The organism is Acinetobacter legionensis, assembly GCF_048551735.1.
Taxonomy (GTDB): domain Bacteria; phylum Pseudomonadota; class Gammaproteobacteria; order Pseudomonadales; family Moraxellaceae; genus Acinetobacter.
In genome coordinates this window covers 36305-53555 of the sequence record NZ_JBIMBV010000004.1, presented here as the reverse complement: position 1 = coordinate 53555, position 17251 = coordinate 36305, and the positions used below count along the sequence as shown (strand labels likewise).

General features: G+C 33.6%; 14 protein-coding genes. 6 read left to right on the top strand and 8 right to left on the bottom strand.

Going from position 1 to position 17251, the window contains the following annotated elements:
* Window positions 1–590 precede the first annotated feature (590 nt).
* Window positions 591–3230 carry a bifunctional aconitate hydratase 2/2-methylisocitrate dehydratase gene (locus ACG9ZL_RS04750; RefSeq protein WP_209826267.1) on the top strand — a complete coding sequence of 880 codons (2640 nt, stop codon included), beginning with the start codon at window positions 591–593 and terminating at the stop codon, window positions 3228–3230.
* 60 nt (window positions 3231–3290) lie between these two features.
* Here the strand turns inward: ACG9ZL_RS04750 and ACG9ZL_RS04745 are convergent, their stop codons facing one another.
* From ACG9ZL_RS04745 to ACG9ZL_RS04730, 4 genes are all read right to left on the bottom strand, one after another.
* On the bottom strand, window positions 3291–5126 hold the full coding sequence (locus ACG9ZL_RS04745) for a DUF3732 domain-containing protein (protein ID WP_419359244.1): 1836 nt from the start codon (window positions 5124–5126) through the stop codon (window positions 3291–3293).
* On the bottom strand, window positions 5123–5563 hold the full coding sequence (locus ACG9ZL_RS04740; protein WP_419308253.1) for a three component ABC system middle component: 441 nt from the start codon (window positions 5561–5563) through the stop codon (window positions 5123–5125). The genes ACG9ZL_RS04745 and ACG9ZL_RS04740 overlap by 4 nt, the downstream gene beginning before the upstream one ends.
* Complete coding sequence (locus ACG9ZL_RS04735; RefSeq protein WP_419359241.1) at window positions 5553–6767, bottom strand: hypothetical protein; 1215 nt, start codon at window positions 6765–6767, stop codon at window positions 5553–5555. The genes ACG9ZL_RS04740 and ACG9ZL_RS04735 overlap by 11 nt, the downstream gene beginning before the upstream one ends.
* Window positions 6768–7050: 283 nt before the next feature.
* On the bottom strand, window positions 7051–7482 hold the full coding sequence (locus tag ACG9ZL_RS04730; protein ID WP_419359240.1) for a hypothetical protein: 432 nt from the start codon (window positions 7480–7482) through the stop codon (window positions 7051–7053).
* Between the two features lie 128 nt (window positions 7483–7610).
* Between ACG9ZL_RS04730 and ACG9ZL_RS04725 the strand changes: the two genes are divergently transcribed.
* Entirely contained in the window at window positions 7611–7943 is a 333-nt protein-coding gene (locus ACG9ZL_RS04725; protein WP_004821175.1) for a helix-turn-helix domain-containing protein, read from the top strand.
* 351 nt (window positions 7944–8294) lie between these two features.
* On the opposite strand, the gene mqo is transcribed toward ACG9ZL_RS04725, so the two are convergent.
* Entirely contained in the window at window positions 8295–9941 is a 1647-nt protein-coding gene (gene mqo / locus ACG9ZL_RS04720) for a malate dehydrogenase (quinone) (RefSeq protein WP_419359238.1), read from the bottom strand.
* Between the two features lie 317 nt (window positions 9942–10258).
* Window positions 10259–10744: an Lrp/AsnC family transcriptional regulator gene (locus tag ACG9ZL_RS04715; protein WP_419327434.1), complete on the bottom strand. Its 486-nt coding sequence runs from the start codon at window positions 10742–10744 to the stop codon at window positions 10259–10261.
* A gap of 481 nt (window positions 10745–11225) precedes the next feature.
* Between ACG9ZL_RS04715 and ACG9ZL_RS04710 the strand changes: the two genes are divergently transcribed.
* The 4 genes from ACG9ZL_RS04710 to ACG9ZL_RS04695 all read left to right on the top strand — a co-directional run bounded on the left by ACG9ZL_RS04710 (window position 11226) and on the right by ACG9ZL_RS04695 (window position 15917).
* Window positions 11226–12209 (top strand): ion transporter, encoded by a 984-nt coding sequence (locus ACG9ZL_RS04710; RefSeq protein WP_419327435.1) that lies wholly within the window; start codon window positions 11226–11228, stop codon window positions 12207–12209.
* Between the two features lie 170 nt (window positions 12210–12379).
* Window positions 12380–12832: a hypothetical protein gene (locus ACG9ZL_RS04705; protein WP_419327436.1), complete on the top strand. Its 453-nt coding sequence runs from the start codon at window positions 12380–12382 to the stop codon at window positions 12830–12832.
* Window positions 12833–13140: 308 nt separating this feature from the next.
* Window positions 13141–14361, top strand: a complete 1221-nt coding sequence (gene gltS, locus ACG9ZL_RS04700; protein ID WP_419327437.1) for a sodium/glutamate symporter — start codon at window positions 13141–13143, stop codon at window positions 14359–14361.
* Window positions 14362–14903: 542 nt separating this feature from the next.
* Complete coding sequence (locus ACG9ZL_RS04695; RefSeq protein ID WP_336951459.1) at window positions 14904–15917, top strand: diguanylate cyclase domain-containing protein; 1014 nt, start codon at window positions 14904–14906, stop codon at window positions 15915–15917.
* Window positions 15918–16130: 213 nt separating this feature from the next.
* Here ACG9ZL_RS04695 and ACG9ZL_RS04690 read toward each other — a convergent pair whose 3' ends face one another.
* Both ACG9ZL_RS04690 and ACG9ZL_RS04685 read right to left on the bottom strand, forming a co-directional pair.
* On the bottom strand, window positions 16131–16589 hold the full coding sequence (locus tag ACG9ZL_RS04690; RefSeq protein WP_336951457.1) for a DUF441 domain-containing protein: 459 nt from the start codon (window positions 16587–16589) through the stop codon (window positions 16131–16133).
* A gap of 108 nt (window positions 16590–16697) precedes the next feature.
* Window positions 16698–17156: an RrF2 family transcriptional regulator gene (locus ACG9ZL_RS04685; RefSeq protein WP_419359236.1), complete on the bottom strand. Its 459-nt coding sequence runs from the start codon at window positions 17154–17156 to the stop codon at window positions 16698–16700.
* Between the last annotated feature and the right edge of the window lie 95 nt (window positions 17157–17251).

Sequence of the window (17251 nt, the reverse complement as noted above, 5' to 3'; positions counted from 1 at the left end):
TTCATGTTTTACAAAGATAAGGGTCTGCTGGCATTTCATAAATGGTTTGAGTTGTAGGCTAAAATTGAGCAGGCAAGGTATGAAACGAAGAGAATAGCGAGATTATTTTTGAGTTTCATAACGCAGACTGAGATAATTTTAGCCACAACCCTGAGCAAGAACAAAGCACTGCTTTGTTTGCAGCGCAAGGCGCAGCGGGGGGACTAGAGTGTTTTTTGCTGCTACATCGTTACTAACTATTCATTTAGAATGACTAAATTTCATATTTCATGCCTTGTATCATCTAAAAAACACCCGTAGTCGCAAACATAGACAAATTGTCAACAGACCCTGTATTTTTAGGGATTTTTCGATTTAATTTGAGAAATAATTTACATAAACGTCTGATGAAAGCGTACTGTGTAGATCTGTAGTTAAATGAAGCGAAAAGTGATGAGTATTTATTTATAAAATAATGGTCATCACGAATTAATACGCTCATTGCATTAACTTTTGGCTTGATTTTTAGTAAAATTTGACAGTCCATATTGCCTGTGAAGCTTTAATAAGCAGGAATTCACAGGTAAATTTTTAAAAAGAGGAATTACACCGTGCTAGAAGCTTACCGCCAACACGTTGCAGAACGTGCCGCACTCGGAGTCCCACCGAAGCCACTTGACGATGCTCAAACTGCTGACTTGGTTGAATTACTAAAAAATCCACCAGCGGGTGAAGAAGCATTTTTAGTAGATTTGCTTGAAAACCGTGTTCCAGCAGGTGTTGACCAAGCTGCATATGTAAAAGCTGCTTTCTTGACTGCTGTTGCTAAAGGTGAAGCGACTTCTCCATTGGTTTCTAAAGAGCGTGCGGTTTACTTATTAGGTACTATGCTTGGTGGTTATAACGTAGCACCTTTGGTTGAATTACTTGATGATGCTGCACTTTCAAGCTTAGCTGCTGAAGCATTGAAAAAAACGCTTCTTGTATTTGATGCGTTCCATGACGTTGCTGAAAAAGCCAAAGCGGGTAATGCAAATGCACAAGCCGTTATGCAATCTTGGGCTGATGCTGAATGGTTTACTAGCCGTAAAGACGTTCCAGAAGAAATCAAACTTACTGTTTTCAAAGTAACTGGCGAAACAAATACTGATGATTTGTCTCCTGCACAAGATGCTTGGAGCCGTCCAGATATCCCATTGCATGCAAACGCAATGCTTAAAAACGTACGTGATGGTATCAACCCAGAAGTTCCTGGTGAAGTTGGTCCATTAAACCAAATCAAAGAACTCATCGCAAAAGGCAACCAAGTTGCTTATGTTGGTGACGTTGTTGGTACCGGTTCTTCTCGTAAATCAGCGACTAACTCAGTGCTTTGGTTCTTTGGTGATGACATTGCTCACATCCCGAACAAAAAAGACGGTGGTTACTGCTTAGGTTCTAAAATCGCTCCAATTTTCTTCAACACAATGGAAGATGCTGGTGCGTTACCTGTTGAAATTGATGTTGCTAACATGAACATGGGCGATGAAATCGTTCTTAAAATTGATCATGCTGCAGCAAAAGTAACTGCATTTAAAGCAGGCGAGCAAATCGCTGAATCTGAGTTGAAGACGCCTGTTCTTCTTGACGAAGTTCGTGCGGGTGGTCGTATCAACTTAATCGTTGGTCGTGGTTTGACAACTAAAGCGCGTGAAGCTTTAGGTCTGCCAGCATCTACTTTATTCCGTGTTCCAGTTCAACCTGAAAACACTGGTAAAGGCTTTACTCAAGCTCAAAAAATGGTTGGCCGTGCTTGTGGTCTTCCAGAAGGTCAAGGCGTTCGTCCAGGTACTTACTGTGAACCGAAAATGACGACTGTTGGTTCGCAAGATACGACTGGTCCGATGACACGTGATGAATTGAAAGACTTAGCTTGCTTAGGTTTCTCTGCTGATCTTGTGATGCAATCTTTCTGTCACACAGCTGCATATCCAAAACCAGTTGACGTTCAAATGCAACATACGCTTCCTGATTTCATCATGAACCGTGGTGGTGTTTCATTACGTCCAGGTGACGGTATTATTCACTCTTGGTTAAACCGTATGCTTCTTCCAGATACAGTTGGTACTGGTGGTGACTCACATACACGTTTCCCAATCGGTATTTCATTCCCAGCGGGTTCTGGTCTAGTCGCGTTTGCTGCTGCAACTGGTGTTATGCCATTAGATATGCCTGAGTCTGTACTTGTTAAGTTCAAAGGTAAAATGCAACCTGGTATCACGCTACGTGACCTTGTACATGCAATTCCTTACTACGCGATTCAAGCGGGTGACTTAACTGTAGAGAAAAAAGGTAAGAAAAACATTTTCTCTGGTCGTATCTTAGAAATCGACTTAACAGAAATGGAAACTGACCTAACTGTAGAGCAAGCATTCGAACTTTCTGATGCTTCTGCTGAACGTTCTGCTGCTGGTTGTTCAATCACACTTTCTGAAACGAAAGTTGCTGAATACCTGAACTCTAACATCACCATGTTGAAGTGGATGATTTCTCAAGGTTATGGCGATGCACGTACTATGGCTCGCCGTGTTGAGAACATGGAAAAATGGTTAGCGAATCCATCACTTCTTAAAGCTGATGCTGATGCTGAATACACTAAAGTGTATGAAATTGATCTTGCTGACATTAAAGAACCAGTTCTTTGCTGCCCGAACGATCCAGATGACGCTAAACTTCTTTCTGATGTTCAAGGCGTTAAGATTGATGAAGTATTCGTTGGTTCTTGTATGACGAACATTGGTCACTTCCGTGCAGCTGGTAAATTACTTGATAAAGTACCAGGTGGTTCATTGTCTACTCGTTTATGGTTGGCTCCACCAACACGTATGGACGAGCATCAATTGATGGAAGAAGGTTTCTATAACATTTATGGTAAAGCTGGCGCGCGTACTGAAATGCCAGGTTGTTCATTATGTATGGGTAACCAAGCACGTGTAGCTCCGAACACAACTTGTGTATCGACTTCTACGCGTAACTTCCCGAACCGTTTAGGTCAAGGCGCAAATGTATACTTAGCTTCTGCTGAGCTTGCATCTGTTGCTGCGGTACTTGGCAAATTACCTTCTCCAGAAGAGTATCAACAATATGCTGCTCAAATCGACAGCATGTCTGCTGACATCTATCAATACTTGAACTTCGACAAGATGGGCGAGTATACAGATGCTGCTAAAGACATCGATACTAAGAAAATTGCTGCTGCTCAATTAAGCTAATTTATTGAAAAATAGATTAAATTGAGTTAAAACTAAGGGCTGATTATTCAGCCCTTAGTTTTATTTATACCAACTAGGTGGTATTAAAGGGTTTTCTGAATCAAAATTTTCAACTATATGAAAATTTTTGTATTTTATGGCATATTCCTTTGGGATGTGTTCAATTAGAATAATTTGAAATTCATGTTTTAGTCTTCTATTTATTACATCTATGAATACATTCAATAGATTCAATGCTGAATAAACTTTATTTTCATCAGAATTATTCTCAATTAGAAACTTATCTTCTTCGATAGCATTTTTATCGGTTCCATAATATGGGCGGCTAAGTTGATCAATTAATAAGAAACCAGGAACGTAGGGTGATTTTTTTAAAATAATAACATAGTGTAAAGTCAAAAAATGAAGGAGGTGTAAAAACATATGATTTGAACTACTTCCAACATTTTCTGTGATTGAAGAAGCAGGCATTTTTAGTTGAGTTATTTTTTCTTGATAATTAAAATAAAAATTCCAATCACTATAGTTATCTAATGAATCTTTTATATAAGATTTCATCTTATTACCAATTTCATCAATTAAATTTCTTATATGGTATCTTTCATTTTCAACATCTAAGATATCAATGCCATCTAGTTGATTTTGTAGATTGTTAACTAATGATTTATTATATGTTTCATTATTTTCGACGTCTGTAAACAATTCATTTTTTGCATTAATTCTCCCTACTGAAGTAATAAGTTGATCGAAATCTTTTAATGCCTTTATTTCATATGGGTAGTTCTCAATTTGCTTTTTTAGTTTTATTTCATCATCTTTTAATTTTATTAAGTTGTTTTTAATTTCTAGCTCTAGTGGTTGTTTATCTACTATAAGTAGTTTTATTGACAATAATTCTTTTTTTAATTTTTCCATAATTGGTAGGAAATCTTCACTAATAATGGTTTCATCATTTGAAAAAATTAAATCAATAGGAAGTAGGCTGTCAAGATTTTTTGCTAAGCTATCTTTATACTTTGAGTAATCTACTTTTAGCCTATTTAACCGTTTAATCTTGATTTGAACAGAATATAGTTTCATTAAGTTATCTGAGAAATTAGAATAATCTTTATTATCTTCTTCTGAAAATATCTTAGTGTATTCAAATTTTTCATTTATATTTTTTAAGTTAATACCTAAAGATAAGCTTTCTTTAAGAACATTATTTCTTTCTAAATCAAAAAAAGAGGATTTGTTTTTTATAATTTCTCCTTTTTGTAACTCTTTAGAAATTTTCTTTTGAAGACTATCTTTAAACTCTCTTTTTAAAATATTTTCTACATTATCAATTTGCAAAGCTAGATCGAATATTCTTGGTAACGCTTCACGATATCTTTCTTGATTTTGCTTGTCAAAAAACTGATTGGTATTTGTAATAATATCCTCAGAAATTGTATTGAAAAGCATAAAATATCTAAATGAAATTTTTGAATCTTTTTTTAGATAATTTCCACCATGACTTAGCGTTGTATCATTGTTGATACTAAACTCTGAATCAATAATTTTTTTCAAATCTGAAATATCAATATTTGCATTAGGGATCGTTGGATTTAAGTTTAAATTGGAAAAATAGAAATCTTTAGAAACTATTTCACCATTAGGAGATTTTCTGGCAATAATAAATTCTTTATTATTAATGTAAAATTTTATACCATACCAAGCAATATTTTCATTAATAATGCTGTGTGTGATTTTATGGTTTGATGCAAGAAAACAGTAATCTATAATTTTCATTATAGAAGTTTTACCCATGCCACTTTTTCCGCTAATCATATTAATTTTATTTCTTTTGAAATAAATTCTTCTGACTTTATTTTTATTAGACCATAAAATTATTTCATCTATTCCGAATTTCATAATGTAACCCTTAAATTTAAGTAAAGCTCTTCTAGAGGTTGATCTAATAAATAAATTATTTTATCACTAGCTTTCTCAACAAGTGAAAGCCTTTTTCCGTATTGTTTGGTAATCTTTAATTCTGAATTACAAATTAAATTTTTCTGAAATAAAATTTTTTTAGTTGATAGTAAAAATTGAATTGAATTTAAGCTTATAGGTAAGCTATTGATAAAACGTTCGTTATAATTTATAAAATATAAAGGGTGTGTTGAGATAAGTGAATTTAATCTTCTTGGTTTTGTACTTTTCTTTGCTAAAAAAATTAAAGTTTCATCATGCATAATTAATGGATAAATTAATAATGCTTTTGATAATTCAATACTTTTTTTCTTTGATATAATAAGGTGTAAACTCGAAGTGCACATGGCAATATTATTGTAACTTTCAATCTTCATTTTTATCCCAATTTTTATGCCAGCCTATTTGATTTGTATCTGATAAAAAGTATAATTCACCATTACTTAGATCATAACCAAGCTCATTTCCAATAATAGTAAATTTTTTTGTTAGTAAATCTGAATATATTTTTATAGCGGTTTGAACTATTTCATCATTATCTTGACATCTATTAAATACAAATCTAAAATTATTTTTAATTAATAGAAGTGTATCCTCATGAAAGTATTCAATTTCATCTATTACTATGTCACCCGATTGATGCCAATGCATTAGAGAAAACTCTAATCTCAGTTTATAAGTTGTCAAGTCAATTGCATAATCGTAATCTTCTGGTTGAATGGCTCCAATTTCTAATAATCTTAGAATAAATTTTTGGGAAAATAAATCTTTGGGAATATCAAAATTATATGGGATTTTTTGTAGCTTATTTCTGGCTGTGTTGAAAATATTTCGATACTTGTTATGGAATTCTTCAAATTTTATCTCATATTTATTTCCTGATTTTAATTCAATATAGTTGTCTAATTTTATAACTCCAATCAGCCGGACAAGTATGTCATTAATTTTTTCATCATCCACCATTTTTGATCTAATATTATTTTTTATCTTAATTATTATATTATCAAAACTTAAAATAATGGAAATTTTAGATAAGAAATTTTCTAAACAATCTATATCTAAATTTATTAAATTATCAATATATGTTAAAATATTCTTATCTGATGTTGATGACTTAACATTAACTAAATAATTATAAAAATCTTCAAATTTAATGCGCTTATTATGAAATTTATAAAGTATATTGATAAATTCATTGGAGTCGCTTAGTGATTTGTTGGTAACTAATAGGAACTCATGCTGATTTATAAATTCAAGTTGTTGCTCTATTTTTGCTCTACCATCATTCTTATCAATAATTACTTTACACCAATTAGATAAGGTTTTCCAAAGATCAGTATCTAATTCTGTTAAATTTTTGATACTGCCATCGGCATTTTTTTGTATGGAGTGTTTAAGTTGATAAAGTAATGTTGAACCATCTTTATTTGTTACATGTACATCATCTTTTACTTCTAAACCTATAGTTTCACCTGTCTTTAACTCTAGCAATTTACAGAGAAAGAAAAAAAATTGATAATCAAAACCTAGAATGGTGCTATCGGCACTTGTAGATTCCGTAAAATTTTTTGAATTTAACATTATCAATGATAATTTGTTGTTGATTTTATTTATCTTATTGAATTATTGCCTTAAATTCAAATTTTATAAACACAAATAGGAAAATTTATCTCAAAATCTTTTATTCAGGAGAATGTTGTAAAGACAACTCAGTGATTTTTTAAGAAATTCTCTATAGAAGAGAAATAATCTACACTAGCGACAGTAGGAGTATTCACCGACTTACAATTTGCAACCATGTAAAAATGTGGAGAATTTAGGGAATAACTTTTAATTTTTTTTTACTTTGCTATAAATAAGATGTTTAAATATATAGATTTTTTATAACATCAGCCATCATATTTTTAAAATCTAAAATAACGACATAATGATTGATACTCGATGGATCAAAATCAGTGTTCACAGAATCAAATAATGTATTTGTTAATGGAGTAATATTTAAATCATCGATAAGACAAGAGGAGTCTAAATTAAAATACTCAATATAATAATTAACTTTTATTTTTGCATATTCTGAGTATTTAAAACCAGATAAAATGAGTTGTTGATCATCATTGCTTAGATTTTTTGAACATATGGTAAATAATAATGCCATACAGAAGTAGTCAAACTCATCTTTATTAACCACTAAAATATTTAAATCCATAAAATAGTTTTTAAGCATACTTTGAATCAAGGCAAATGAACTTGCTAAATCCGCAGATAAATTTTGAATAATATTAGAATACGTCATCATTTTTTTAAGTTTTAGTGAATCAATGTGTATTGTATTGCAAAACTATTGTTTTGTAAAACAATACTTATGGTGCAGAATATATTGCATTGCAATACGTCTAAGATACTTTGTTAAGCTAATATCAAAGAATGAATATAGGTCATGCAATACGTTATTTGAGAAAACGGAAAGGCTGGACTCAGCAGCAATTAGCCGATTTTTCCAATACTTCAAAAAGTAATATTTCCAATCTTGAGAATGGCAATCAAGGGTACAGTCCTGCAATACTCCAGTACCTTGCTGAGGCTTTTAATTGCACTGTAGCACAATTGTTTTTATTGGCAGAAAGCTTAGATGATGATGAAAACATTGCTGAGAACTGGGATCAGATGCCCATAGATGCACTATTTATACAACTCCCAAAAGATATTCAAGATAATTTAAAACAGCTTATATATAGCTTGATTAAAAATAAGTCCTAATTCTATATCTCATATTTATTAATCTTCTACGATTGATCTTCATTTTCTATTTATCTCATTATGCATAATGATTTTAAACAATTTAATCTAACTTGATATAATTAAAATGAACCCGTATGTGTCTTTGAAATTTATCACTTTTATATTCTAACTGTGTTTTAAAATAATAATACTCATTTAACTTATAGATAAAATGATCAGACAATAAAAAGCCCCTTATTCAGGGGCTAGTCGTATAGATCACTCTATACTTATATAAGGCTCATCTCATACTGGTCGTATTAAAACACAAAATGAGATATTCAGCCATAAAAAAGATGAGCCGTAGCTCATCTTTTTTACACAAGAAAATTAATGTGCATTTGCTACAGCAGGTGCAGCAGCGGCTGTCGCATCATTTGCAGCTTTACGAGTAGGTGTGTAGTTTAAACCTAAAGTTGAGCTGGTATATGTACGCACTTGATCAAGCAGAGCAGGGTTGGTATTTAAATCCTGTTGATAAGACTTCACAATCTCATGCAATTTTAGATTCCATTTACCTTTCACTTGCTCAGGGAACGCTTTTTCCATCAAGCTCAACATAATGTATGGAGAGGTTGATGCACCAGGAGAAGCACCAAGAAGACCTGTGATTGAACCATCTTTAGAGGTGAAAATCTCAGTACCGAATTGAAGTGTTGCAGGTTTACCCGGTGCTTTTTTGATGATTTGAACACGTTGGCCAGCTTGGCTTAAAGTCCAGTCTTCAATTTTTGCATCTGGATAATACTTTTTCAATTCATTGAACTGATCTTGCTTAGACATCGCCACTTGGCTGACTAAATATTTCACCAAGTCCAGATTTTCCATTCCAATGGTTGCCATCGGAATCACATTGTTTTTGTTGGTCGCATCAATCAAATCAAACTGAGAACCATTTTTTAGGAACTTGTTTGAATAGGTTGCGAATGGACCAAACAATACATACTTTTTACCATCAACGTAACGAGTATCAATGTGTGGTACAGACATTGGAGGTGCACCTAATTCAGGCTTACCATAGACTTTTGCAGTATGTTGTGATGTAACAGCCGGATTGTCTGTCATCAAGAAAATACCACCGATCGGGAAGCCAGCATATTGCTTAGTTTCTTCCAGACCTGTCATTTGTAATAATCTAATTGCAGCACCGCCCGCACCAATAAACACATGGCGAGTTTTAACATGACTGGTTGTATTGGATTTTAGATTTTTAAACGATACAGTCCAAGTTTTGTCTGCATTTTGACTAATACCTGTTACTTCAGATGAAGTTTCAAGTTTGAATTTAGGCTGTTTTTTCAAATGATCAATTAATTGAGTCGTAATTGAACCATAATTTACATCAGAACCTACGTCCATACGTGTTGCAGCAACTTTTTGGTTTGCATCACGGCCCTGCATAACTAAAGGCGCCCATTGCTTAATTTCAGCAGGATTTTCAGTATATTTTAATCCTTCGAACATTGGGCTTTGGCTCATCGCTTCATAACGTTTTTTCATGTAGTTCACGCTATCGCCCCAAACAAAGGCAATATGTGGTACAGGATTAATAAAGCTGTTTGGTTGACCCAGCACGCCATTTTTGACTTGATAAGCCCAGAATTGTTTACTTACTTCAAACTGTGAAGCAGTATCAATGGCTTTTTTAATATCAACTTTACCGTCTTTCTCAGGGGTATAGTTCATTTCCATAAAGCCAGAGTGTCCCGTTCCTGCGTTGTTGAATCCCGCAGAACTTTCCTGACCTACTTGATCCAAACGCTCATACATATTGATAGTCCAGTCTGGTTCAACTTCATTGAGGTAAGTCCCCAAGGTTGCACTCATAATACCGCCACCAACAAGTACCACATCTACAACTGGTTCATCTGCTGTTGTGTTGACTTTTTTAGAAGCAATTGGTCTAAATAAAAAGATCAATCCAATAACAAATATAACCCCGATGACAATCAGTAGGTATTTAAAAAATCTCTTCATATATTTCCTGTTTCATCAAGTTTTAATAATATTGTAATGTAGAAAAGTTACATAAATCTTAGTTTGTGTAATGATTTTTTTCGTAAATGATTTAAATATATGAAATAATTTGTTTTTAAATTTGTAAAGATGTGTACGAAAAACAACCAGATTAAAATTTGATTAGTATATTTGTGTAATAAATATTCAAAAAAGTCTTAGACTAAAGTACTATTTTTTGTAGGTGTTAAGCTTTTTGTATCTTTAAATTGGCTGAAAAATATGCTAAAAACAAGAGTTTTCAGTCTAAATATGAAAACTCTTCTCAGTTTTTTTGCTCATTCAATCATCATTAGGTCTGATTTATTTTCAAGCTTTAAAGGACGTAAAGCAAAAATAGAGCGGGTATGACGAATACCTTTCATTGAATATAAGTTTTTACGTAAAAAGCGTTCATAATGTTCAGCATTTTTCACCGCAACTTTGACCAAATAATCATAATCACCTGTTACCAAATGCGCTTCTATAACTTCAGGCATTTGACTAAGCGCATCACTAAATTGTTCTAAGATCTCGTCGTCATGACGTTCTAAAGTGATCTCAATAAAAAATAGCTCATTAATCCCGATGGCTTTGGCATTAATGGTTGCAGTATAGCCTTCAATGACATTTAAAGATTCTAGACGTTTAACGCGTGTCCAACATGGTGAAGAGGAGAGTCCAACCAGATCAGAAAGCTGAGCGACTGTTAAACGTCCATCTTTTCGAAGTGCCGATAAAATTTTGCGATCAATCCTATCTAAAGTGTACTGACTTTCATTCATGAGCTTTACCACAGAAAATATTTTCGATAATAATGAAATATGTGAAAAATCATTCCGAAAATACTGGAGATTTATATTAAATACGGGAAACATTCTATTCAGTAGAACGTTAGAATAAACTTATCAAATCAAAGACATTTGGGAGACTGGCTTTGATTTAGCGGATAGTATCTTTAGAGGAAAGGGTGCCTTTAACGATACTGTCCGCGACCTTATTCTACGCTTTAAAAAATTTATAAAAATAGCTTTAAAACGATAAAATTCAACCGCGCCTTCACAAAATGCATATGATTCAATAAGACATTGTAATCTTATTTATTCTATAACAAAAAATTATGCAATGAATAAGATATATTTATACTTTGAGTTCGAGGCTTTAACATTCAAAATAGTCAACAAAATTGTAATCTCAAGTAGCTGAAGATGTGCAATTAAATCGAGAAGTATTAAGATGCTTTATTTTTAAAATAAAGAATAATGCATGCGATTCACAGCTTGGTACACACTTCGAAAATTTGTATATGACAATTTGCATAATGAAGATTATGAAACATGGTTTAGTCGTGCGATCAATTTTTCTTTGATTTTTCTAATTATTGGTAATGTTGTTGCGGTACTTTTAGAATCAATCAATGATGTCTATAAAGCCTATCAACTTTATTTCGATGCTTTTGAAGATTTTTCAATCATTGTATTTACAGCTGAATATATTTTACGTTTTTGGAGTGTTGTAGAAAAAGAACCGTTTGATTCTGAGTGGAGAGTACGCTGGAAATATGTGACCAGTGGTGCTGCGATTATCGATTTACTGGCGATTTTACCTGCATATATCAACTTCTTTGTACATATTGATTTGAGATTTTTGCGGATTTTACGCTTATTACGTTTATTGAAACTTACCCGATATTTCATTTCACTACAGATTTTACTGCGTGTTATAGAACGTGAAAAAGGTTCATTTCAAGCAGTAATTTTTATTTTGGTCATTATGATCGTAATGGCAGCAGCAGGTATCTATGTCGTGGAAGGTCGAGCGCAACCTGATGTCTTTAGCTCAATCCCTGCATCTATGTGGTGGGCCGTGGTGACATTAACCACTGTTGGTTATGGTGATGTAACACCGATTACACCCCTTGGACGTTTTCTTGGTGCATTGATTACCATACTTGGCGTCGGATTAGCCGCTTTACCTGCAGGTATTTTGGCAAATGGTTTAGCCAATGAATTAGAGTTAAGAAAACAACAACTGGAGTTGAAGTTTCGAGATCTGTTAGAAAGTTGCGAAATTGATATTATTCATGATGAAGACAAAATTGATGAGATTCGTAGAGATGTTGGCTTATCCGCTGAGCAGACGCGAGATATTGTTTTACAACTGATTCGTGAACGTAAAGAGCAGGAATTGGAAAGAGAAAAAAACAAGTATTGTTTCTGTCCAAATTGCGGATATAAGTTACCTGAGTGAGTATGATTAAAAAGGGATTTATACAATAAAAAATAAATGAAAAATTGAAGTGTAACGATTAAAAATAACTTTTTCTAAAGTTACACTTCAGATACAATGTAAAAGATCAGGCAATTACAACTGAACAAAAGAATGGATTGTCGACATAACGCATTGGATTGTAATTAAGTATGAAAATTAAAAGTTTATCAAAAATTGTTTTATTTGCTGTAATTTCTCTAAATACAGGCTGCGCTGCTGTCATGGCAACAAAGCAACCAACAAAAAAAGATTTATCAATATTTAATAAAGGCGTAGATCGTAGTTTAATTATTGCTGAAATTGGGGCACCTATTACATCTGAATTTAAAAATGGTAAACGTTATGAAATTTACACATTTATGCAGGGATATTCAAAGGCTAATAAAATAAGCCGTGCGGTTTGGCACGGTGCGGCAGATGTCTTCACTTTAGGACTTTGGGAAATTATTGGCACACCAACAGAATCAGCTTTTAATGGGAAAAAAACTTCTTATGAAATGGTTTTTGATGCTGATGATCGTTTAGAAAGCTCTAAATTATTGACAATGTCAGAGTATAAAAATGATTCAAATTCTACAGCTGAAATAGAAGTTAAAAAATAGATGAATACTTTATGAGAATAGAAACAAGGAAGCACATCGCTTCCTTATTTTATTTTAATGTACCTTTATCAATGTTTAATTAGGTCATCATCTGTATAGCTCTATCGATTCTTACATTGGCTAAGACGAATCAATCCTTGCTTTAAAAGCTTCACAATAAAAGTGATAATTTCAATCTGCTTAGTGATGAAAATTCTTCTAAATATTTTGACCAATGAATAGACTAATAATAGTTTTACATATTTTTTAATGAATTATTGAGTAAATTTAAGTATTAATAACGCCATAAAAGTTTTGAATGGTTAACAATGAACATTAATGTTGATATTTTTGGCACGATTGCAATTGCTGTAGCCGTTCTTTTTATTGGTTATTTTCTTGTAAATAAGATCAGTATATTAAAGCAATATAATATTCCTGAACCTGTCGTAGGTGGGTTAATTGCTGCTGCTGTAACATTTGTACTGTTTAAGCAATTTAATTTAACCGTAAATTTTAATGCCAATATTCAACAAAGTTTTATGTTGATGTTTTTTACTTCTGTTGGACTGAGTGCAAGTCTGGTTAAATTAAAAGAAGGAGGTAAATCGCTGCTTCTTTTTATGGTTTGCGTGGTGATTTATGTGTTATTGCAAAATGCTGTTGGTATAAGTTTGGCAACTGTATTGGATTTAAATCCTTTGATTGGCTTGATTGCAGGATCCGTCACTTTAACTGGTGGACATGGTACAGCTGGAGCATGGGGCAGTATTTTTGAAGAAAATTATGGTATCAAAGGTGCGGTTGTCTTAGGAATGGCGAGTGCGACATTTGGTCTGGTCATTGGTGGAATGATGGGTGGTCCAGTTGCAAAGTTTCTGATTCGTCGCTATCAATTGGCTGAAGAAATTGCGCCATCAGCAACGCGTATGCAAGCTCCCCCATCGGCTGAAACAGCGCCATTTGAATATCCAGAAAAAACCCGTTTAATCACCGCTGATGATGCAGTTAAAACCATAGGAATGTTTGCACTGTGTATTGTATTTGCTAACTTTATGACAGGTGTTGCCAAAGGGCAATGGTTTGAGCTACCGACCTTTGTATGGGCATTGGGATGTGGAGTATTTTTACGTAATACGTTGGAATATGTATTTAAAATTGAACTGTTTGACCGTTGTATTGATGTGTTTGGTAATGCGTCGCTGGCATTATTTTTAGCTATTGCCTTGATGTCTTTACAATTATGGCTACTTGCTGATTTAGCAGGTCCTTTGGTGATTATTCTGATTGTTCAGACTATTTTTCTTGCTTTATATCTGTTTTTTGTTACTTTCCGTGTTATGGGTAAAAACTATGATGCAGCAGTATTGTGTGCAGGTCAGTGTGGGGTGAATTTAGGCGCAACACCAACTGCCATTGCCAATATTCAAGCAGTGACGAATACTTATGGGCCATCGCATAAAGCTTTTTTAATTATCCCTCTAACAGGTGCATTTTTTGTTGATATTGTGAATGCTATAGTCATTCAAACCATCACAAAGTTTTTTTAAATGTTCTTTTACAAAAAGTGATGCGATCACTTAAGGATTTGAAAACAGCCATAAAAGTGGCTGTTTTTCGTATTTAAATTAGTTTTATCATTACTCATTACTCATTACTCATTACTCATTACTCATTACTCATTACTCATTACTCATTACTCATTACTCATTACTCATTACTCATTACTCATTTGAATATGAAACAGTTTTATAAGATCTATATTGGGGTGGTAAATCTTGATTTAGACTAAGATTTTCTATTTAAGACTTTAAACTTTCAAAAATGATTAGATGAGTGATTGAATGTTTGAGTTAAATTAAAGCTTAAAAGATGTAATGGATTGAATTTTACTCAAAAATTTAATGAACACAGTAATATACTTTAAATATGAATCATCATAATATGTATGTCATAAACTCTGTGCTTGATAATAATTTACTTATTCAGGCTTTGAAATGAAGCTAGCGCTAGTAGGCACTCATACTTATTTCATCAATGTAGAGTTTGACCTTATATACTTAAATTGGATCACCCTCGTCTAGGATGATGTATGTCTAAAACGAAACAACCAACCTCAAAACAATTACTGTCAGTGATTCAGACGCAGACAGCAATTGCAAAATTAGGCTTAGATATCAATGCTGTCATGACTTTAGTGGCAGAGCAAGTTCAATTGATTACCCATGCAAAAGGTGCAATTGTAGAGCTCGCTGAAGAAGGTGATATGGTTTATCGTGCCGTTTCAAATGGCGCTAATCAATTTCTAGGCCTACGATTAAAGATGGGCTCTAGCCTTTCAGGGCTCTGTATCGCGCAGAATACGACTTTGTATTGTAAAGATAGTGAAACTGATGCGCGTGTAGATCGTGAAGCATGTAGACGGGTTGGGCTGCGTTCTATGGCTGTTGTACCACTAATTCATTGTGATGAACCGATTGGTGTATTAAAAATTTATTCAGAACGCGTAAATGCTTTTAAAGAAAGTGATATAAATTTACTTACTCTCATGTCTGAACTGATTGCTGCTGCAATGTATCATGCTAGTAAGTTTGGTGCCCAAGAACTCTATAAACTTGCCACACAGGATCAGTTAACAGGACTTGCCAATCGTGCTTTGTTTCTTGATTGTCTAAGACAAGGTGTTGAAAAAGCGAAACGTACACAAAAACTACTTGGGATTTTGATCATTGATATGGATGGCTTGAAACCAATCAATGATCAATATGGACACCGTTTAGGTGATGAGGCATTAAAGGAAATTGGTAAACGTATTGTCAATACTACGCGACACGATGATTTGGTTGCACGTTTGGGGGGCGATGAGTTTGCAGTGATTTTAAGCAGTCTTGGCGATCAACAGTTGGCAAAAAAAGTCATGAATCGTATTGTTGAAGCATGTGGATTACCATTTGTATTTGAAAACGTCAAATTGACTATGGGTGCAAGTGTAGGTCTGGCTTTATTTCCTGAAGATGGCATTGAACTCAATAAGTTGATTGAATTTGCAGACCTTAAAATGTATGAACATAAACGTTCTAGAAAAATCATCAACCTAAACACTTGAGATTTAAAATCTTTAATTTGAAATAAATTTTAGTATAGTTTAGGTTTGTTCAATATCATTTATGTGGATCATATGCATTGAGAGTATCTGCCAATCGTTATGTATAAGCATTTATCAATTTTATGAGTTGAATGTAGCTCTACTTAACCTGATAGTTTTAAGCAAATCTCGAAACTATCAGATCAGGGTTAAGAGAGTATATTTTAAAATACTTTAAGTTTTTCCAATCAGTAAAGATAGAATTCCTGCAGCAATCAAGGGACCCACAGGTACACCTCTGAGCAGAGCAACTCCAGCGACAGTTCCAATCAATAAACCTGCAACGACATTGGGTTGGCTGGTCATTAAGGAAACTCCACGGCCACCTAACCATGCAACTAATAAACCAATCGCAATAGCTGTTAATGATTTCCAGTGCATAAATGATTTTAAAATGACATCACCAGGGATTTTGCCACTGGCAATTGGAGTAAGCACACCAATAGTTAAAATAATAACGCCTACTTCTAAACCGTGGGTCTGTAATAATGGGAAAAATTCACTTAACGGTGTGATTCTAAAGACGATCAAAATCCCAGCTGCAATGGTGACCGCAGTATTGTGACTGAAAATGCCGCAGACCAATAAAACAAGAAGCACAATTAAATTTAGGTCTAGACTAGAAAAACTCATCAATATTCATCATTAAAAATTAATATATCGCCCCATTATACTGAAAAGCAGCATGTGAATTTGTCTTGTCAGGCGATGAGTTACATTTAAATTCAGCTGAATGCGGATTTAATGGACAATAAATTTTTGAGTTTCAGCACCCAATAAATTCCATTCATACTCAAAGTCTTGTGCTAGTTTAGACAGATTTGTTGATTTAAGCTGTTGTATTAAAATGTTTTGTGCCTCTTTCATGGCTTGGTTTAAAGCCTTATTTACCACCAATTCAACCAGACAGTTGGGTGTTTCTTGTTCATTGCCAATCGCAAAAATAGTAGGTTCTCCAACAGCCTGATAAATATCAAATAATGATATTTGTTCTAAGGTTTGCACTAAAGTCCAGCCACCACCAGGGCCTTTGTCTGCATGAACAAAGCCTGCTTTTTTTAAACCAGACATGGTACGACGCACTACGACAGGATTGGTGTCTAACATGATTGAAATTTGTTCAGAGGTGAACGGTTTTTTTTCACGTGCCATATGTAATAGCACATGCAACATTCGAGAAAGCTTACTGTCTTTACGCATAGTTTTTAAGTCAACGCTCTTTTTCTAATTGTAACATTAAAAGTTGCAATTATAAAAATAACTGAATATAGTAACTTTAAAAGTTACCTATTGGT

Excerpts from the sequence above, each read along its gene's own strand:
- ACG9ZL_RS04695 (WP_336951459.1), top strand. The coding sequence starts at position 14,904 with ATGTCTAAAACGAAACAACCAACCTCAAAACAATTACTGTCAGTGATT.
- ACG9ZL_RS04735 (WP_419359241.1), bottom strand. The coding sequence starts at position 6,767 with ATGTTAAATTCAAAAAATTTTACGGAATCTACAAGTGCCGATAGCACC.
- gltS (WP_419327437.1), top strand. The coding sequence starts at position 13,141 with ATGAACATTAATGTTGATATTTTTGGCACGATTGCAATTGCTGTAGCC.
- ACG9ZL_RS04725 (WP_004821175.1), top strand. The coding sequence starts at position 7,611 with ATGAATATAGGTCATGCAATACGTTATTTGAGAAAACGGAAAGGCTGG.
- ACG9ZL_RS04745 (WP_419359244.1), bottom strand. The coding sequence starts at position 5,126 with ATGAAATTCGGAATAGATGAAATAATTTTATGGTCTAATAAAAATAAA.
- mqo (WP_419359238.1), bottom strand. The coding sequence starts at position 9,941 with ATGAAGAGATTTTTTAAATACCTACTGATTGTCATCGGGGTTATATTT.
- ACG9ZL_RS04715 (WP_419327434.1), bottom strand. The coding sequence starts at position 10,744 with ATGAATGAAAGTCAGTACACTTTAGATAGGATTGATCGCAAAATTTTA.
- ACG9ZL_RS04690 (WP_336951457.1), bottom strand. The coding sequence starts at position 16,589 with ATGAGTTTTTCTAGTCTAGACCTAAATTTAATTGTGCTTCTTGTTTTA.
- ACG9ZL_RS04685 (WP_419359236.1), bottom strand. The coding sequence starts at position 17,156 with ATGCGTAAAGACAGTAAGCTTTCTCGAATGTTGCATGTGCTATTACAT.
- ACG9ZL_RS04740 (WP_419308253.1), bottom strand. The coding sequence starts at position 5,563 with ATGAAGATTGAAAGTTACAATAATATTGCCATGTGCACTTCGAGTTTA.
- ACG9ZL_RS04710 (WP_419327435.1), top strand. The coding sequence starts at position 11,226 with ATGCGATTCACAGCTTGGTACACACTTCGAAAATTTGTATATGACAAT.
- ACG9ZL_RS04705 (WP_419327436.1), top strand. The coding sequence starts at position 12,380 with ATGAAAATTAAAAGTTTATCAAAAATTGTTTTATTTGCTGTAATTTCT.
- ACG9ZL_RS04730 (WP_419359240.1), bottom strand. The coding sequence starts at position 7,482 with ATGATGACGTATTCTAATATTATTCAAAATTTATCTGCGGATTTAGCA.